The sequence below is a fragment of the Rhodococcus sp. 2G genome, assembly GCF_001886355.1.
GTDB lineage: Bacteria > Actinomycetota > Actinomycetes > Mycobacteriales > Mycobacteriaceae > Rhodococcus > Rhodococcus pyridinivorans.
Window position 1 is genome coordinate 732,674 of sequence record NZ_CP018063.1, and the last position, 14,442, is coordinate 747,115.

At 66.9% G+C, this 14,442-nt stretch carries 12 protein-coding genes; 8 read left to right on the forward strand and 4 right to left on the reverse strand.

All coding sequences use genetic code 11. From position 1 onward, the window contains the following. The first annotated feature begins 49 nt into the window (after positions 1 to 49). The gene (locus BO226_RS03455; protein WP_039586237.1) at positions 50 to 1,621 is read left to right on the forward strand and encodes a flavin-containing monooxygenase; all 1,572 of its coding nucleotides are present in this window, start codon (positions 50 to 52) and stop codon (positions 1,619 to 1,621) included. Here BO226_RS03455 and BO226_RS03460 read toward each other — a convergent pair. Next, the gene (locus BO226_RS03460; protein WP_071934601.1) at positions 1,518 to 2,204 is read right to left on the reverse strand and encodes a TetR/AcrR family transcriptional regulator; all 687 of its coding nucleotides are present in this window, start codon (positions 2,202 to 2,204) and stop codon (positions 1,518 to 1,520) included. The two genes, BO226_RS03455 and BO226_RS03460, sit on opposite strands and share 104 nt — an antisense overlap. Positions 2,205 to 2,378: 174 nt before the next feature. Here BO226_RS03460 and BO226_RS03465 point away from each other — a divergent pair, with 174 nt between their 5' ends. The 6 genes from BO226_RS03465 to BO226_RS03490 are packed head-to-tail and all read left to right on the forward strand — an operon-like array spanning position 2,379 to position 9,147. Further along, the gene (locus BO226_RS03465; protein ID WP_024103516.1) at positions 2,379 to 3,227 is read left to right on the forward strand and encodes an urea amidolyase associated protein UAAP1; all 849 of its coding nucleotides are present in this window, start codon (positions 2,379 to 2,381) and stop codon (positions 3,225 to 3,227) included. Beyond that, on the forward strand, positions 3,224 to 3,874 hold the full coding sequence (locus BO226_RS03470; protein ID WP_071934602.1) for an urea amidolyase associated protein UAAP2: 651 nt from the start codon (positions 3,224 to 3,226) through the stop codon (positions 3,872 to 3,874). Before BO226_RS03465 ends, BO226_RS03470 begins: the two co-directional genes overlap by 4 nt. Positions 3,875 to 3,881: 7 nt before the next feature. After that, positions 3,882 to 5,852, forward strand: coding sequence for a 5-oxoprolinase/urea amidolyase family protein (locus BO226_RS03475; RefSeq protein WP_071934603.1), 1,971 nt, complete (start codon positions 3,882 to 3,884; stop codon positions 5,850 to 5,852). Continuing rightward, a complete protein-coding gene (locus tag BO226_RS03480) occupies positions 5,849 to 6,616 on the forward strand; it encodes a hypothetical protein (RefSeq protein WP_071934604.1) in 768 nt (255 codons plus the stop codon). The genes BO226_RS03475 and BO226_RS03480 overlap by 4 nt, the downstream gene beginning before the upstream one ends. After that, the gene (locus BO226_RS03485) at positions 6,613 to 7,644 is read left to right on the forward strand and encodes an isopenicillin N synthase family dioxygenase (RefSeq protein WP_019288138.1); all 1,032 of its coding nucleotides are present in this window, start codon (positions 6,613 to 6,615) and stop codon (positions 7,642 to 7,644) included. The genes BO226_RS03480 and BO226_RS03485 overlap by 4 nt, the downstream gene beginning before the upstream one ends. A gap of 21 nt (positions 7,645 to 7,665) precedes the next feature. Next, positions 7,666 to 9,147 carry a sodium:solute symporter family protein gene (locus BO226_RS03490; protein WP_033097353.1) on the forward strand — a complete coding sequence of 494 codons (1,482 nt, stop codon included), beginning with the start codon at positions 7,666 to 7,668 and terminating at the stop codon, positions 9,145 to 9,147. A gap of 60 nt (positions 9,148 to 9,207) precedes the next feature. On the opposite strand, the gene BO226_RS03495 is transcribed toward BO226_RS03490, so the two are convergent. Together BO226_RS03495 and BO226_RS03500 are read right to left on the reverse strand one after the other, a co-directional pair. After that, positions 9,208 to 10,209, reverse strand: coding sequence for a DUF3558 domain-containing protein (locus BO226_RS03495; protein ID WP_006554896.1), 1,002 nt, complete (start codon positions 10,207 to 10,209; stop codon positions 9,208 to 9,210). A 240-nt stretch (positions 10,210 to 10,449) separates the two neighbouring features. Next, positions 10,450 to 11,346: a type IV toxin-antitoxin system AbiEi family antitoxin domain-containing protein gene (locus BO226_RS03500; protein ID WP_071934605.1), complete on the reverse strand. Its 897-nt coding sequence runs from the start codon at positions 11,344 to 11,346 to the stop codon at positions 10,450 to 10,452. A 628-nt stretch (positions 11,347 to 11,974) separates the two neighbouring features. On the opposite strand from BO226_RS03500, the gene BO226_RS03505 reads away from it, so the two are divergent. Continuing rightward, the gene (locus BO226_RS03505) at positions 11,975 to 12,895 is read left to right on the forward strand and encodes a phosphodiesterase (RefSeq protein WP_071934606.1); all 921 of its coding nucleotides are present in this window, start codon (positions 11,975 to 11,977) and stop codon (positions 12,893 to 12,895) included. Here the strand turns inward: BO226_RS03505 and BO226_RS03510 are convergent. After that, entirely contained in the window at positions 12,892 to 14,364 is a 1,473-nt protein-coding gene (locus tag BO226_RS03510; protein WP_071934607.1) for a stealth family protein, read from the reverse strand. The two genes, BO226_RS03505 and BO226_RS03510, sit on opposite strands and share 4 nt — an antisense overlap. Between the last annotated feature and the right edge of the window lie 78 nt (positions 14,365 to 14,442).

Consider the following 14,442-nt stretch of genomic DNA (forward strand, 5'->3'; position numbering starts at 1 on the left):
TAGCTCCGCGCATCGAACGAACCCCGCCGAAGGACGGAGTCGAGCGAACATGACCGCAGTCGAACCCGGCGGGTGCGTGCCCGCCGAGGTGGATGTCCTGATCGTCGGTGCCGGTATCTCCGGCATCGGCACGGCCTACCACCTGAAGACGAAGAGACCGGGGACGAGCTTCGCGATCGTCGAGGCGCGTGACGCGCTCGGTGGCACGTGGGACCTGTTCCGATATCCCGGCGTGCGCTCCGACTCCGACCTCCACACCCTCGGGTACGAGTTCAAGCCGTGGCGGAAGAAGCATGCGTACGCCGGAGGCGGCGAGATCCTCGGCTATCTCCACGAGACGGTGGACGAACACGGACTCCGTCCCTACCTGCACCTCGGGCACCGCGTCGTCGGCGCGTCCTTCTCGTCCGATACCGGCAGGTGGACGGTCACGCTCCTGCGCACGAGCGACGACACCATGCTTACGGTGACCTGCTCGTTCTTCTTCTCCGCGACCGGCTACTACGACTACGACGAGGGGTACAGCCCAGAGTTCGAGGGCAGCGACGACTTCCGCGGCACGATCGTCCATCCCCAGCACTGGCCCGAGGCTCTCGACTGTGCGGGCAAACGCGTCGTCGTCATCGGCAGTGGCGCCACCGCGGTGACGCTCATTCCCGCCCTGGCCGGCGTCGCCGAGCACGTGACGATGCTGCAGCGCTCTCCGTCCTACGTCCTGGGGTGGCCGAAGGAGAACAAGGTCGCCAACGCGCTGCGACGTGCACTCCCGACAGCGGCGGCCGACCGCGCCGTCCGTTCCCTGAGCATCCGGATGCTGCACGAGATGTACCGGACGAGTCGCCGGGCGCCGAACCTTTTCCGCCGTCTCCTGCGCCTTCGGATGACGAGCGTGCTGCCCGACGACTATCCCGTCGACGTGCACTTCAACCCGTCCTACGACCCGTGGGATCAGCGCCTGTGCGTCGCGACCGACGGTGACCTCTTCGACGCCATCGCCACCGGCGAAGCGTCGGTGGTCACCGATCGGATCGCCCGGTTCACGCCCACGGGGATCGCCCTCGAATCGGGGGGCGAGATCGAGGCCGACGTCATCGTCACCGCGACCGGCCTGAAACTGGTGCCGTTCGGGAGGATCGAAGTCGACGTCGACGGCGTCCCGGTCGACTGGCACGAATGCGTCACCTACAAGGCGACGATGCTCACCGGCGTGCCGAACTTCGCCTTCGCGTTCGGCTACACCAACTCGTCGTGGACCCTCAAGGTCGACCTCACCGGCCATCATCTGTGCCGGTTGCTCGACCACATGGACGACCAGGGCTACGACGTCGTCACCCCGATCTGCGACGATCCGGCCGTCGGCGGAGGGCCGTTCTGGGACCTCACGTCGAACTATCTCCGGCGCTCGGCCGACGTGTTCCCCACATCCGGGGAAGGCGGCCCGTGGTCGATGGAGCAGAACTACTATCTCGACCGCAGACGGCTGCGCCGCGAACCGGTCGACGATCCCGCCCTGCGTTTCACGCGGGTGGCCGAGCCGGCGGGTTCATCGAGCCCAGCAGGTAGCCGGGAACCCCCACCACGAGTGCCCGGGCCGCGCTCGTCACTGCCGCAAGGTCGCTGACACCGAGCACCGTCAGCGATGCCGTCGCCAGCGCTTCGGGGAGCCCGGCGTCGACGTCGCCGTCGTCGGCTCGCATGCCGATGACCGATTCGACGACCCGGAACGGCAGATGGGTGCGAGGATCGCCGTCGCCCACGATCTGCGCCGCCAGGGTCCGGTAGCGCTCCATCAGGTGCCGACGTTCCTCCCGGAACCGATCGAACGGTTCGGTGCGAACCTCCGGAAGATGGTAGAGCGCACCGAGATTCCATCTGCCCGCGGACAACTGAGCCGTGTCGAACCAGGCGAGTGTGCACAGGCGCACCTCGGGCGGCAGCGCGGGATCGAGATTGTCGTCGAAGTCGAGGGTCGGTTCGACGGTGTCCTCGAGCAACGCGACGAGGATGTCGTTCTTCGTCGCGAAGTGGTTGTACAGCGATGCCTGCCGGATCCCCACGGCCTCGGCGATCGTGCGTGTCGATGTGGGGGAGAACCCGCGGGTGGTGAACAGCTCCGCGGCGGCGTCGAGGATCTCGGCACGCGCGGTCGGCCCGGGCCGTCGCGGGGCGTGGAGGCGGGGGCGTCCTGGTCCTGCATGGGTCACGCCTCCACTGTGACACGACGAAAGGTGCTGCAGCGCCACCGTCTTCGTGCGTGAAGTTTTCGTCACACGTACGAAACACGCGTCACGGACTCGTTACGCCATGGACATTCCCCGAAGATGCGCGATGGGAAAACTGTCGATCGACAGTTTCCCCGGACCGCCGATCGGAGCACCATGACCGAGACCCTCGCGACCGCCACCACGCACGCTGCTCGTGCCCATGCCCGAGCGCAGGCAGGAACCGTCACCGACGCCATGCCGATCGTCCCGGCATCGTCGTGGCCGGCTCCGCCCAGCGGTCGCGCAGCGTCGATGACCTGGGCCGAGACCGTCCCCGGTGGCCGCTACACCAGCAAGGTCCTCGCCCGCGGCACCCGCCTGCGCCTGCGGGACGTCCACGGCACCGCCTGCGCCAACATCCTCCTGTTCCGCGCCGACGCCCCGCACGAGCGGCTCAACGTCGCCGACACGGTGAAGGTGCCGTGGCAGGCCTATCTCGGTGTCGGGCACCCACTGCTCTCCGATCAGGGCCGCGTCCTCGCCACGATCGTCGCCGACACCTCCGGACGCCACGACGCGCTGTGCGGCACCACCCACGTCGCGGGGAACACTGCGAAATACGGTGAGGGATCGCTCCATTCGAGCTCTCCTGCGGGTCGCGAACTGTTCACCGTCGCCGCCGCCAAGCACGACCTGCAACCGCGCGACCTGCCGCCCTCACTGTCCTTCTTCCACGGTGTCCGCGTCGAGGAGGACGGCAGCCTCGTCAGCACCGGCAACGCCGGTCCCGGTGCCGCCGTCGACCTGCTGATCCACCTGCCGGTGATCGCCCTGATCGCCAACACCGCACACCCGCTCGATCCGAATCCCGAGTTCACCACCGGCAGCCTCGAAGTCCTCGCCTGGCGAGCACCCGGCGAACTGAACTCGCTGCCGAACACCGACCCCGAGTGCCAGCGCGCCGTGCTCAACACCGACGACGCTTGGGCCGCCGCCACGTCCGAAACGGAGATCCACCGATGACCATCACCGCCGACACCGCAGACCTCGCCCTCGTTCCCGGCCGCGTCGTCCTCGACGAGATCGTCGGACTCCGCGGCCCGTGGTCGGCCGTCGTCGCCGCCGGCGACGTACTCACCATCGTCGACCTGCACGGCAACCAGGCGGTCGACACCCTCGTCTACGACGCCGCCGACCACACCCGCCGCTACAGTGCCGCTGCCACCGTGGCCGCCCAGCAGAACCTCTTCCTCTCCACCGGTTCGGTGTTACGCGACGCCGACGGTGAGCCGCTGATGACGCTCGTCGCCGACGAGGTGGGCAACCACGACACCGTCGGCGGTGCCTGCTCGCAGGAGTCCAACACCCTCCGCTACGGGCACCACACCAAGCACCAGCACGCCTGCGTCGAGAACTTCCTCATCGAAGGCACCAAGTGGGGACTGGGCAAGCGCGACCTCGTCTCCAACATCAACTTCTTCATGAACGTGCCGGTCGAGGCCGACGGCACCCTCGGCATCGTCGACGGCCTGTCCGCACCCGGCAAGCGACTCGCAATCCGCGCCGAGCGCGACGTGCTCGTCCTCGTCTCCAACTGCCCTCAGATCAACAACCCGTGCAACGGCTTCGACCCCACGCCGGTCCGCATGATCGTCACCCGCGGGGAATGAGGTAGTCATGACCACGAAGATCACCGTCGAACGTCCCGGAATGCTCACGACCGTCCAGGACTATCCCGGACGCACCGGTTACTGGCAGATCGGTGTGCCACCCTCGGGCCCGATGGACGACCTGTCGTTCCGCCTCGGCAACGTCGCGCTCGGCAACGACGAGGGCACCCCCGGTCTCGAGACCGCCATGGCCGGCCCCGCCCTGCGGTTCACGGAGGAAACCGAGGTGTGCGTGACGGGTGCGCCCGTCACCGTGCGCGTCGACGGGGCCGCCGTCCCGCAGTGGCGCCCGGTCACCGTCCCGGCGGGCGGCCTGCTCGACGTCGGAGCTGTCTCCGGGCCGGGGTTGCGCGTCTACGTCCTCATTCGCGGTGGTCTCGACGTTCCCGAATTCCTGGGCAGCGCAGCGACCTTCACGCTCGGAACGTTCGGCGGTCACGAGGGGCGCACGCTGCGCGAGGGTGACGTCCTCGTCGTCGGGGAGAACGCTCCCGGCGCGAGCGCCCCGGTCCCGTCCGAGCACGTGCCCGCACTGAGCACGCGCTGGGAGATCGCGGTCACCGAAGGTCCGCACGGCGCACCGGAATTCTTCACCCGTGCCGACATCGATGCCCTCTACGCCACCGACTACGAGGTGCACTTCAACTCCGACCGCACCGGCGTGCGGCTCATCGGCCCCAAGCCCGAATGGGCGCGCACCGACGGTGGCGAGGCGGGCCTGCACCCGTCGAACATCCACGACAACGCCTACTCCGTCGGCGCACTCGACTTCACCGGCGACACCCCGATCCTGCTCGGCCCCGACGGTCCCAGCCTCGGCGGGTTCGTGTGCCCGGTGACCGTCGTGGCCGCCGACCGTTGGAAGCTCGGCCAACTCGCTCCCGGCAACACGGTCCGGTTCGTGCCCGTGAAGTCGCAGCACACCGCGTCCCGCCGCGAACTCGGCGTCGCGCGTCGCGCCGGACTGTCGCTGGTCACCTCGGCCGGTGGCGACGGTGACGACGGAGTGCTCACCCGCAGTGACGGCCACACCGCCGTCACCTACCGCCGTAGCGGCGACGACAACGTCCTCATCGAGTACGGCGACATGACCCTCGACCTGGCGCTGCGGGCCCGCGTGCACGCGCTGCACCAGCGCCTCGAGGCCGACCGTCCTGCAGGTCTGCTCGAACTCACCCCGGGAATCCGGTCGCTGCAGGTCAAGGTCGACCCCGACGTCCTGCCCGTGCCGACCCTGCTCGGCCTGCTCGGCGAGGTCGAGGACACCATCGGCGACAGCGACGAACTCGAAGTCCCCAGCCGGCAGGTACGACTCCCGCTGTCCTGGGACGACCCGGCGACCCGCGAGGCCATCCAGCGCTACATGCACGGCGTGCGCTCCGACGCCCCGTGGTGCCCGTGGAACATCGAGTTCATCCGCCGCATGAACGGCCTCGACACCGTCGCCGACGTCTTCGACACGGTCTTCGCCGCCGACTACATGGTCCTCGGCCTCGGCGACGTCTACCTCGGCGCCCCGGTCGCGACGCCGCTCGACCCGCGGCACCGTCTCGTCACCACCAAGTACAACCCCGCGCGCACCTGGACCCCCGAGAACGCCGTGGGCATCGGCGGCGCCTACCTGTGCATCTACGGCATGGAAGGCCCCGGCGGCTACCAGTTCGTCGGCCGCACCACCCAGGTGTGGAACCACCGGCACCCGCAGCCGGCCGGCCCGTTCGAGGACGGCACCCCGTGGCTGCTGCGCTTCTTCGACCGCATCTCGTGGTACCCCGTCGATCCCGACGAACTGCTCGATCTGCGAGCGGATCTCGCTGCGGGTCGCGGTGGGGGAGTGGAGATCACCGACGGCACATTCTCCCTGACCGAGCACCGGAAGTTCCTCGCGGACAACGCTGCTTCGATCAGCGGGTTCCAGGCGACGCAGTCCGTCGCCTTCGGCCAGGAACGCGCGCGGTGGAAGGCCGACGGCGTATGACGGCCGCCGAACGGATCCGTCCGGTGGGAACCCGTTTCGAGCGAACACTGTTGGCTCGGCCGGGAGCAATCCCGGACACCACCACCCGCGTCACGTGGCTGCAGGGTGAGCGGTTGTACTGCGACCTGCGACGACCGGCGACACTGCCGACGGTGACGGCCTCTACTCTCGCCGAGATGGAGATCGACGACCTTGTCGCTCTCGCGAGCCAGGACGGATTCGCCGGCCGACTGCTCGACAGCAGCAACCATGTCGAATGGGAACGGGCTGTGTCGTTCCATCCGCTCGGACCGACACCCGACGCCGGCACCCTGGAGGCCCTCGACACCGACACCCTCGTCGAACACGGTGTGTTCGAGGAGTACACCGAGCACTGGCGCATCACGGATGTCTCGCCCGACATCGAGGAGTACCTACTCGAGGACGTCGAGACCGGAGCGACCGCAGTGCTCGTGCGGGTCGGAGAGTGCTTCGCATTCGGGCGGAGTCGCGATCACGCGCTCGGATCCGAACCCCTCGTCGAACAGATCCTCGGCGCAGCGACGGTGTCGGATGCCCGAGCGTTGCTGGACTGCGAGATCGCGGTGGGTCGCATCGAAGACGGCCGGTGGACCATCTCCGCATCGACCCTCCCGTACCGAAGCGGGCGCAATCTCCACCCCGTCTTCGGTCACGAGATCCGCACCCGAGACACAACATTCGACGGAACGTCTATCACCCGTCGGTGGCGTTCCGTCCACCCGACCCCGAGGGGTGACACATGACGTTCACGAGTATTCCCATCGTCGATGTGCATGCGCTGGTGTCCGGCGACGAAACCGGACGCGACGCCGTCGTCGCCGAACTCGGGCGCGCCGCGCGAGAAGTCGGCTTCGCGCAGATCGTCGGACACGGAGTCGACCCCATCCTCGTCGACGGATTGAAGGACGCGGCCGAACGCTTCTTCGCTCTTCCCGACGACGCGAAAATGGATGTGTACATTGGTAATTCCACCAACCACCGCGGCTACGTGCCGCCCGGTGAGGAAGTGTTCGCCGGAGCCACACCGGACCACAAGGAAGCATTCGACCTGTCGATCGACCTTCCGTCCGATCATCCCGAATATCTCGCCGGCAACCCGCTGCTCGGCCCGAACCAGTGGCCCGACCTGCCGGACTTCGACGAGCCCGTGAATGCGTACTACGAATCCGTCTTCGCTCTGGGACGTGTGTTGTTGCGTGCCTTTGCCGAAGCACTCGGCGAGGCGGCGGATCGGTTCGACCGCTATGTGACCACGCCGCCTGCTCAGCTTCGAATGATCCACTATCCCTACGATCCCGACGTCTCGGACCGTCCCGGCATCGGTGCCCACACCGACTACGAGGTGTTCACTCTTCTGCTCCCCACGGCGCCGGGACTCGAGGTCCTCAACGCCGACGGCGACTGGATCGACGTGCCCTACCGCGAGGATGCCTTCGTCTTGAATATCGGTGACCTGCTGGAGATCTGGACCAACGGAGTATTTACAGCGACGTCACATCGGGTGCGTAAGGTTGCCGAGGAACGTTACTCGTTCCCCTTGTTCTTCAACGTCGATCACGACACCCGGGTCGACCCGCTGGAGAGGTTCGTCGACGCCGACGGACCGCGCTACGGCGGAGTCACTGCCGGCGAGCACCTGTTCGCCCAGACGGCCCAGAGCTTCACCTATCTCCGCAAGCGGCTCGCCGCGGGCGAGATCACCCTTCCCGACAATGCACGCCCCCTCTACTCGCTCGGACGCGAAGCCCAACGCAGCGCTCCTGCCGTCTGACCCTCTCCATACGGAGCAGCCATGATCATCATCGGTGTCGCCGTGTGCCTCGTCGTTCTCCTCGGGGCCGGCTTCTACTCCACCCGCAAGGTCCGCGGACAGGCCGGGAACTTTCTTCTCGCAGGTCGCTCGCTCGGTGCCCCTGTCCTTGCCGTCCTGCTCATGTCGCAGGTCATCGATTCCAACGCGACCCTCGGTTCCGCCGACCTCGCGGCCGGATTCGGATTCTGGGCGGGTGCGGCGATGCCGCTGGGTGTCGCATCGAGCGTGCTGCTCGTCGGACTGTTCTTCGCGAAGCGCCTACGCGCGACGGGCGTCGTGACCCTGCCCGAGTTCTTCGCCCGCCGCTTCGGCCGCAGCACCGAGATCACCGCGTCCGTGCTCACGGTCGGCAGCTTCGGCATCCTCCTCGCCGGCAACCTCGTCGCCCTGGGCTACCTGCTCCAGTACTTCCTCGGCCTGAACTACACGGCGGCGGTGCTGGTGATCATCCCGTTCGTGCTCGCCTACACGGTGGCCGGCGGCATGTTCGCCAGCGTCTACACCGGCATGGTCCAGTTCGCGATCATGGCCGTCGGTATCGTCTCGCTCCTCGTGTGGACGGCCTTCGGACCCGGCTTCACCCACGGGGACGGCCTCGGCATCGGCGATCTCGGACAGCTCACCGATCCGGCGCAGGGGGCCGCGGTCAACTGGGCCACCATCGTCGCTCTCGGTCTCGGCAACCTCGTCGCGATCGACCTGATGCAGCGCGTGTTCTCCGCCAAGTCCCCGATCGCTGCGCAGCGCGCCTGCTTCTCTGCGGCGACCGGCATTCTCGTCCTGTGTGTGCCGCTGTCCTTCGTGGCCCTTGCTGCCGTGTCGATCGTCGGTGACAGCGCAGCCGACGCCCCGATCCTCTACGTTCTGCTGGGCGAGTACACGCCGCAGTGGTTGTCGATCCTTGTGCTCTCCGGTCTGGTGACGGCTTCGCTGACCACGATCAGTGGTGTGCTGCTGTCCACCGCGACGGTTCTGGTGCGCAACGTCTTCCGCGTAGGCGGCGAGAACGCCGCGATGTCGTCGGACGTCATGAAGGCCACCCGCCTGCTCATGCTGCCGATGGCTGCCTTCGGTGCCCTCGTCGCGCTGCGGGTCCCGCAGACCGGCATCCTGCTCACCCTCACCTTCGACCTGCTGCTCGCCTCGCTGGTAGTGCCGTTCATCCTCGGACTGTTCTGGTCGCGCGGTGACGGTCGCGCTGTGGCTGCCGCAGCGATCGCCGGTATCACGGTGCGCGCCGGCTTCTTCGTCCTCACCCCGACGATCTACGGCGTCGACAACACCCTGCTGTACATCCCGAACTCTCTGGTCACCTCGTCCGTCGACGGCTGGACCACCTTCATCGGATTCCTGGTGTCGCTGGTCGCCTACGTGACGGTCGCGCTGGTGCGACGCCCCGTCCGCGCGGTCACCGTTCCGGAGCCGGCCGTCCTGCCTGCGAAGCAACCGGTCGCGGTGTAGCTCGCGCGCCGAACCGGGGTTCGCTACCGCAACACGCGGGGCGAACCCCGGTTCACCGCGTCAGAGATCGACGAGTGTTTCGATGTCCTGAACGAGGGAGAACAGGGGAGCGCACTGTTTCTCGGAAGGAATCGGTTCGTTGTCGTAGGGGAAGTGCAACCACGAGCTGACGAGAACGCCGAATTTCGTGTCCAGGATGATCGCGCAATCGTTGCGGTCATGCTGGAGGAGCGCTCTCCTGCTATTGATCGTGATCTCGGTGGAGATATCGCGGTCGCGCTCGAGATATTCCTCGTAGGAGACATTGCCGGCGAGGAAAGTGATCGCGTAGGAATCCTTGTGGTCGGTCGTCTGGGCGAAGCTCTTCCATGAGCAGCTGATGAATGTGTACGTGCCGAAGGGAAGATCGGTGAGATCCTTGCTACGGTCGTCGAAACCTCTTTCGAGAAGTATCTCCATCGGAACATCCAGGCACGGATCGAAAGTGATGTCAGGTCGTTCCGAATCGTCGACGACGCGAGGCGTACGTACGGTCGTGGCGACCTCCATCATGATTCGTCCTGCGTCGACTTCTCGGTCCACCGAATCCTCGATCCGCTCGACGAAGCTTCTGGTCCGGCTGCATCGTGCGTCGTCCGTCATCGGCTGCATCTCGCGTGTGAGGTTGTGGTGCTTGATGCTGATCAGGCCGAATCGGGTGCTCATCGATATCTCGCAGCTGTTTGTTACGTTCGGGTCGAACTTGACGAGGGCGGGACGACCGCTGACTGTTGTCTCGGTGGTGTTCTCGGGGTCCCGCTTGTAGGCTTCGTCGAGCGTCCTGTTCGACGCCAGCAGGTACAGGTCGAACCAACCCGTATCGTTACTGTCCGGGGGAATGCTGTCGAAGGTGCACAGGATCGACGTGTAACCACCGGAGGTGTGCTCGGACTTCTGCCCGGTGGAGAGGTCGACACGTTCCGCACGGAAGGCCTCCTCCGGAATGTCCGCACATGGATCGAATGTGATTTGTGCATGCACTTCCGGGTCGACCGCTTTCGGTGTGTCGTTGGTGGGAAACACGCCTTCGGCCGCGATCGATGCCGGCCCTGGAGAATGGCTGCATCCCGCAACAAGAATCACTGTTATTGCAACTGCCGTCACCGACTTCGTGACGACTGTCGTCCACCTACGCACGTGACCCCCCGATCCGTTTCTGCCGGCGGGACGTTAGCACGTTCCTTCCTCAGCCCCGCACGGCGCAGTGATTGCTTGCGCGCCGCACCGGGGCTTGCTACCGCAACACGCGGGGCGAGCCCCGGTTCATCGCGTCAATTTCGCAGCGCGACGCGCGGCCTGCTGGAGTCTCTCCGCCACGACGTCGAACCGCTCCAATTCCGCCCACGTCCAGCGCACCACTTCGTAGCCCGCGTCGCGGATCGCGTCCTGCCGGAGCTTCTCGTCGAACACATCGCGCGGATCGGAATACTTGATCCGCCCGTCGACCTCGCCGACGACGCCGTTCTCCCAGAAGAAGTCGACGCGATAGCGTCGCCCGTTTCCACCCACGATCTCGTACTGGAGGATCGGTCGCGGGAGTCCCGCTTCGGCAATACGTAGACGCGACAGCGACTCTCCTGCACTCTCGCTGCGACCGTCCAGGAACGGCACCACCGTGCGGGCACGTGCCAGGCCGTGGCGAGTCCGGGCATCGACCAGCGCGCGTGAAACCTGTTCACGCATAACGGGGTACAGACGAAGAGCGGAATCTCCGGCGATCACGGCCTGCTCCTTCGGGAGCGTGCGCGCGAGGTCGACGACGGTCCGTGCGGCCGACGTGACGGGTACTCCGTCGACGACCACCACGTCGTCACCGAGTTCGGTCGGATGCACATGGATCTGCGAGGTGACGCGGCCGCGCCGCGTGGCAGGTCGGGAGATGTGGACGAGATCGAGTGGGACGTCCCATAGCTCGAGTCCGTGCAGGGCCGCGGCCGACGCGTGGCTGAGCGCCTCGTCGGGACCGAGCGTCGCTCCGACATGTCGGGCACGGACTCGGTGGACGCCGACCGGCCCGAGTGCGCCGAGGTCGCAGCGGTGCAGATAGCAGCCGCGTCCGACCCGTACGAGTGAGCCGGTGCGAACGGCAGTGCGGATCTCGGTGTCCGAGAGACCCGCGACGGCGAGCGAGGCGTTGGTGAGGATGTTCGGATCAGTCACAACGACGATCCTGCGCGGTACGACACTCACCGAACCCGCGACGATCTCCCGATCCGGGGCACCTGTGGATCGATCGCGGGGTTGGGGACAAACTCCTGTTGGGAGGCCGTTGACGCGCCGAACCGGGGTTCGCGCGTGCTACAGCGGCGGCGAACCCCGGTTCGGCGCGTTTCTCGCTTCCTCGAAGACGATGTCCCCGAGGAGGGTGCACTGCTCCACCGCGGGAGGCGGCTGCATGTTTGGGGATCATGACGCCCCTCGCCGGGATGGGTAGTGGTGAATCCATGGCACTCCCGGTGGGGACGTCGAGAGGGAACGGCAGTCGTGTGTCGGACGCCGAACGTCCGTCGACCCTGTTCGCGCGCCGAACCGGGGTTCGCTGCCGTAACACGCGGGGCGAGCCCCGGTTCACCGCGTCAACGACCGGTCCGTGAACGACCCTCTGTTGTGAGCCAGATCACCAGGGCTGAAGCGGCTGTCCGTTTCCGCAGGTCACCAGGCAATGACACGCTGTTCGCCGCGGGGTCTGGGTCTCGATGTGATCCAGAAGCCATGGAGTCGTGGAAACACAATCGCTACCGTTGATGGCGATCGAGTGCCCGAAACGGGCGAATGGAAGTGAGAGATCATGGGCAGTTCTCCGGCCCCTGAACGAATTGCCGAATACCCCAGACCTTCGCACACGCTGCTCCACCTCACCGACACCCACCTCGTCGGTGGAGACGAACTCCTCTACGGCACCGTCGACGCCGACACCCGCCTCGGCCTGATCCTCGACGACATCCGGGCCTCCCGGGTCCGACCCGACGCCCTGGTGTTCACCGGCGACCTCGCCGATCGCGGCCAGCCCGACGCCTACCGCAAGCTCCGCGGACTCGTCGAACCACTGGCCGCAGCGCTCGACGCCGAGATCGTGTGGGCGATGGGCAACCACGACGACCGCGCGACCTTCCGTGAAGAGCTGCTCGACGAAGCGCCTCTCGGCGCACCGATCGACGCCGTCCACACCGTGGGCGGACTTCGGATCGTCAGCCTCGACACCTCGGTCCCGGGCCATCACCACGGTGAGGTGACCGACGACCAGCTCACCTGGCTCGCCGACGAACTCTCGACACCCGTCCCGTTCGGTACCGTTCTCGCACTGCATCATCCGCCCGTGCCGAGCGTGTTCGACATGGCTGTCCTTGTCGAACTGCGCGACCAAGCGGGCCTCGCCGAAGTATTGCGCGGCACCGATGTCCGCGCCATCCTCGGTGGTCACCTGCACTACTCGACCTCGGCCACCTTCGCAGGCATCCCGGTGTCCGTCGCCTCGTCGACCTGCTACACCCAGGATCTGAACGTCCCGGTCGGTTCGCAGCGCGGGCACGACGGCGCGCAGGGTTTCAACCTCGTGCACGTCTATCCCGACACGATCGTGCACTCCGTGGTGCCCAGCGGAAGTTACGCCACCGCCGGGCAGCCCCACACGGCCGAGGACGCGGCGCGGCGTCTGGCCGAAGCCGGCATCCGCATCCCCGAGAACCCCGACCTCACCGTTCGGATCTAACCGACGTCCGGTCGGCCCGGGTGGCCGGTCTCCCAGGGTGCCGGGATCGGGTAGTACCGCTCCAGGAACTGCGTGACCTTCGCGGTGCGCAGCTCCAGGTCGACCTCGGGCGTGCTGCCGTCGTTGAGGCAGAACAGGTCGAGATTGCGGCGCGCCAGGATCGTGTCCAGATGTCGCAGACCGGACTTCACAGTGGTGTCGACGTACTCCACCTTCGCCGTGGTCTGCTGCACCGCGCGGCCGGTCAGCAGCGTGTAGTAGTGGTAGAAGGAGTTCGTCACCGAGATGTTGTCGGCCGCCCGGAACGGGCTCGCCGCCGTCGCAGCGAACTCGTCCCCGAACTCGCGTTCCATCTCCGCCATGATCGACCTGCGCAACGGGACCGGGGTGTGTTCGAGGTGCCGAGTGATGGTGACCCCGAAGCGATCCTGCAGGAGCTTGCGGTTCATGCGGGCGGAGTTCTCGAATCCGCTGCGCGACGGGTCGTTCCGACCCAGCCCGATCCGCACGTCGCACTCGATGAACTTGCTGACACCCCCGCCGGAGAAGAACAGGCTCGGGCTCACCCGGCGACCGAAGAACATGTCGTCGTTCGAGTACAGGAAGTGCTCGGACAGCCCCGGGATGTGGTGCAGTTGCGACTCGACCGCCATCGAGTTGTAGGTGGGCAGCGCCGACGGGTCGGCGAAGAACTCCTCGCTCCGCACGAACGTCACACGCGGATCGTCGGCGAGCCACGCCGGTCGCGGCGAGTCGGTGGCGACGAAGATCCGCCGCACCCACGGCGCGTACATGTGGACCGAACGCAGGGCGTACTTGAGTTCGTTGATCTGCCGGTAGCGCGCCGGCGAGTCGTCACCTTCGCCGACGACGTAGTTCTGCATCAGTTTCGCGCGCTTGGCCTGGAACGACTTCGACGACCCGTCCACCCACGAGAACACGAGGTCGATCTCGAACGGGATGTCGCCGGGGTGGCGGTCGAACATGCCCTCGATCGTGGGCCACAGCTGTCCGTACCGCTCGACCGTCGTCCGGCGCATCTCGTCGCGCAGGGCGACCGTGCGGGTGAGGGCGTTCGGACGAGGCATGATCACCTCGTCGTCGGTGTAGGTCCACAGCTCGATGTCCACACCGTTCGACGCGCCGTACCGCAACCCGCTGGTCAGCTCGACGCGCGGGCGGAACAGCCGGAACACGCGGTCCTTCCTGTCGCGTGAGAGCCGTCCGTCCGACACCGGAACCGGGCGTCGCTTGGAGCCGACAGCCTTCGAGTAGAACGGCTCGTCGGCGCATCCCTCGGCGAGCGCGGCACGCAATCTCTTCCGATCGGCACGGTCGATCGCCAGGATCGGGCGGTCGCTGTCGTCGCGGACGAGCAGGTAGTCGATGTGCGCCCGGTCGAGGGCGCGGCGCAGGAGCAGTACGTCCTCGATCTGCGCTTCGTCGGGCGTCGTGGTGGTGATGGGGATCGCGTAGCGATCCTCGAACCATACGACGTCCTCGTGGCGCGCGGGTCCGCGGACCGGGGCACGGTCGAGCGGCGGGGC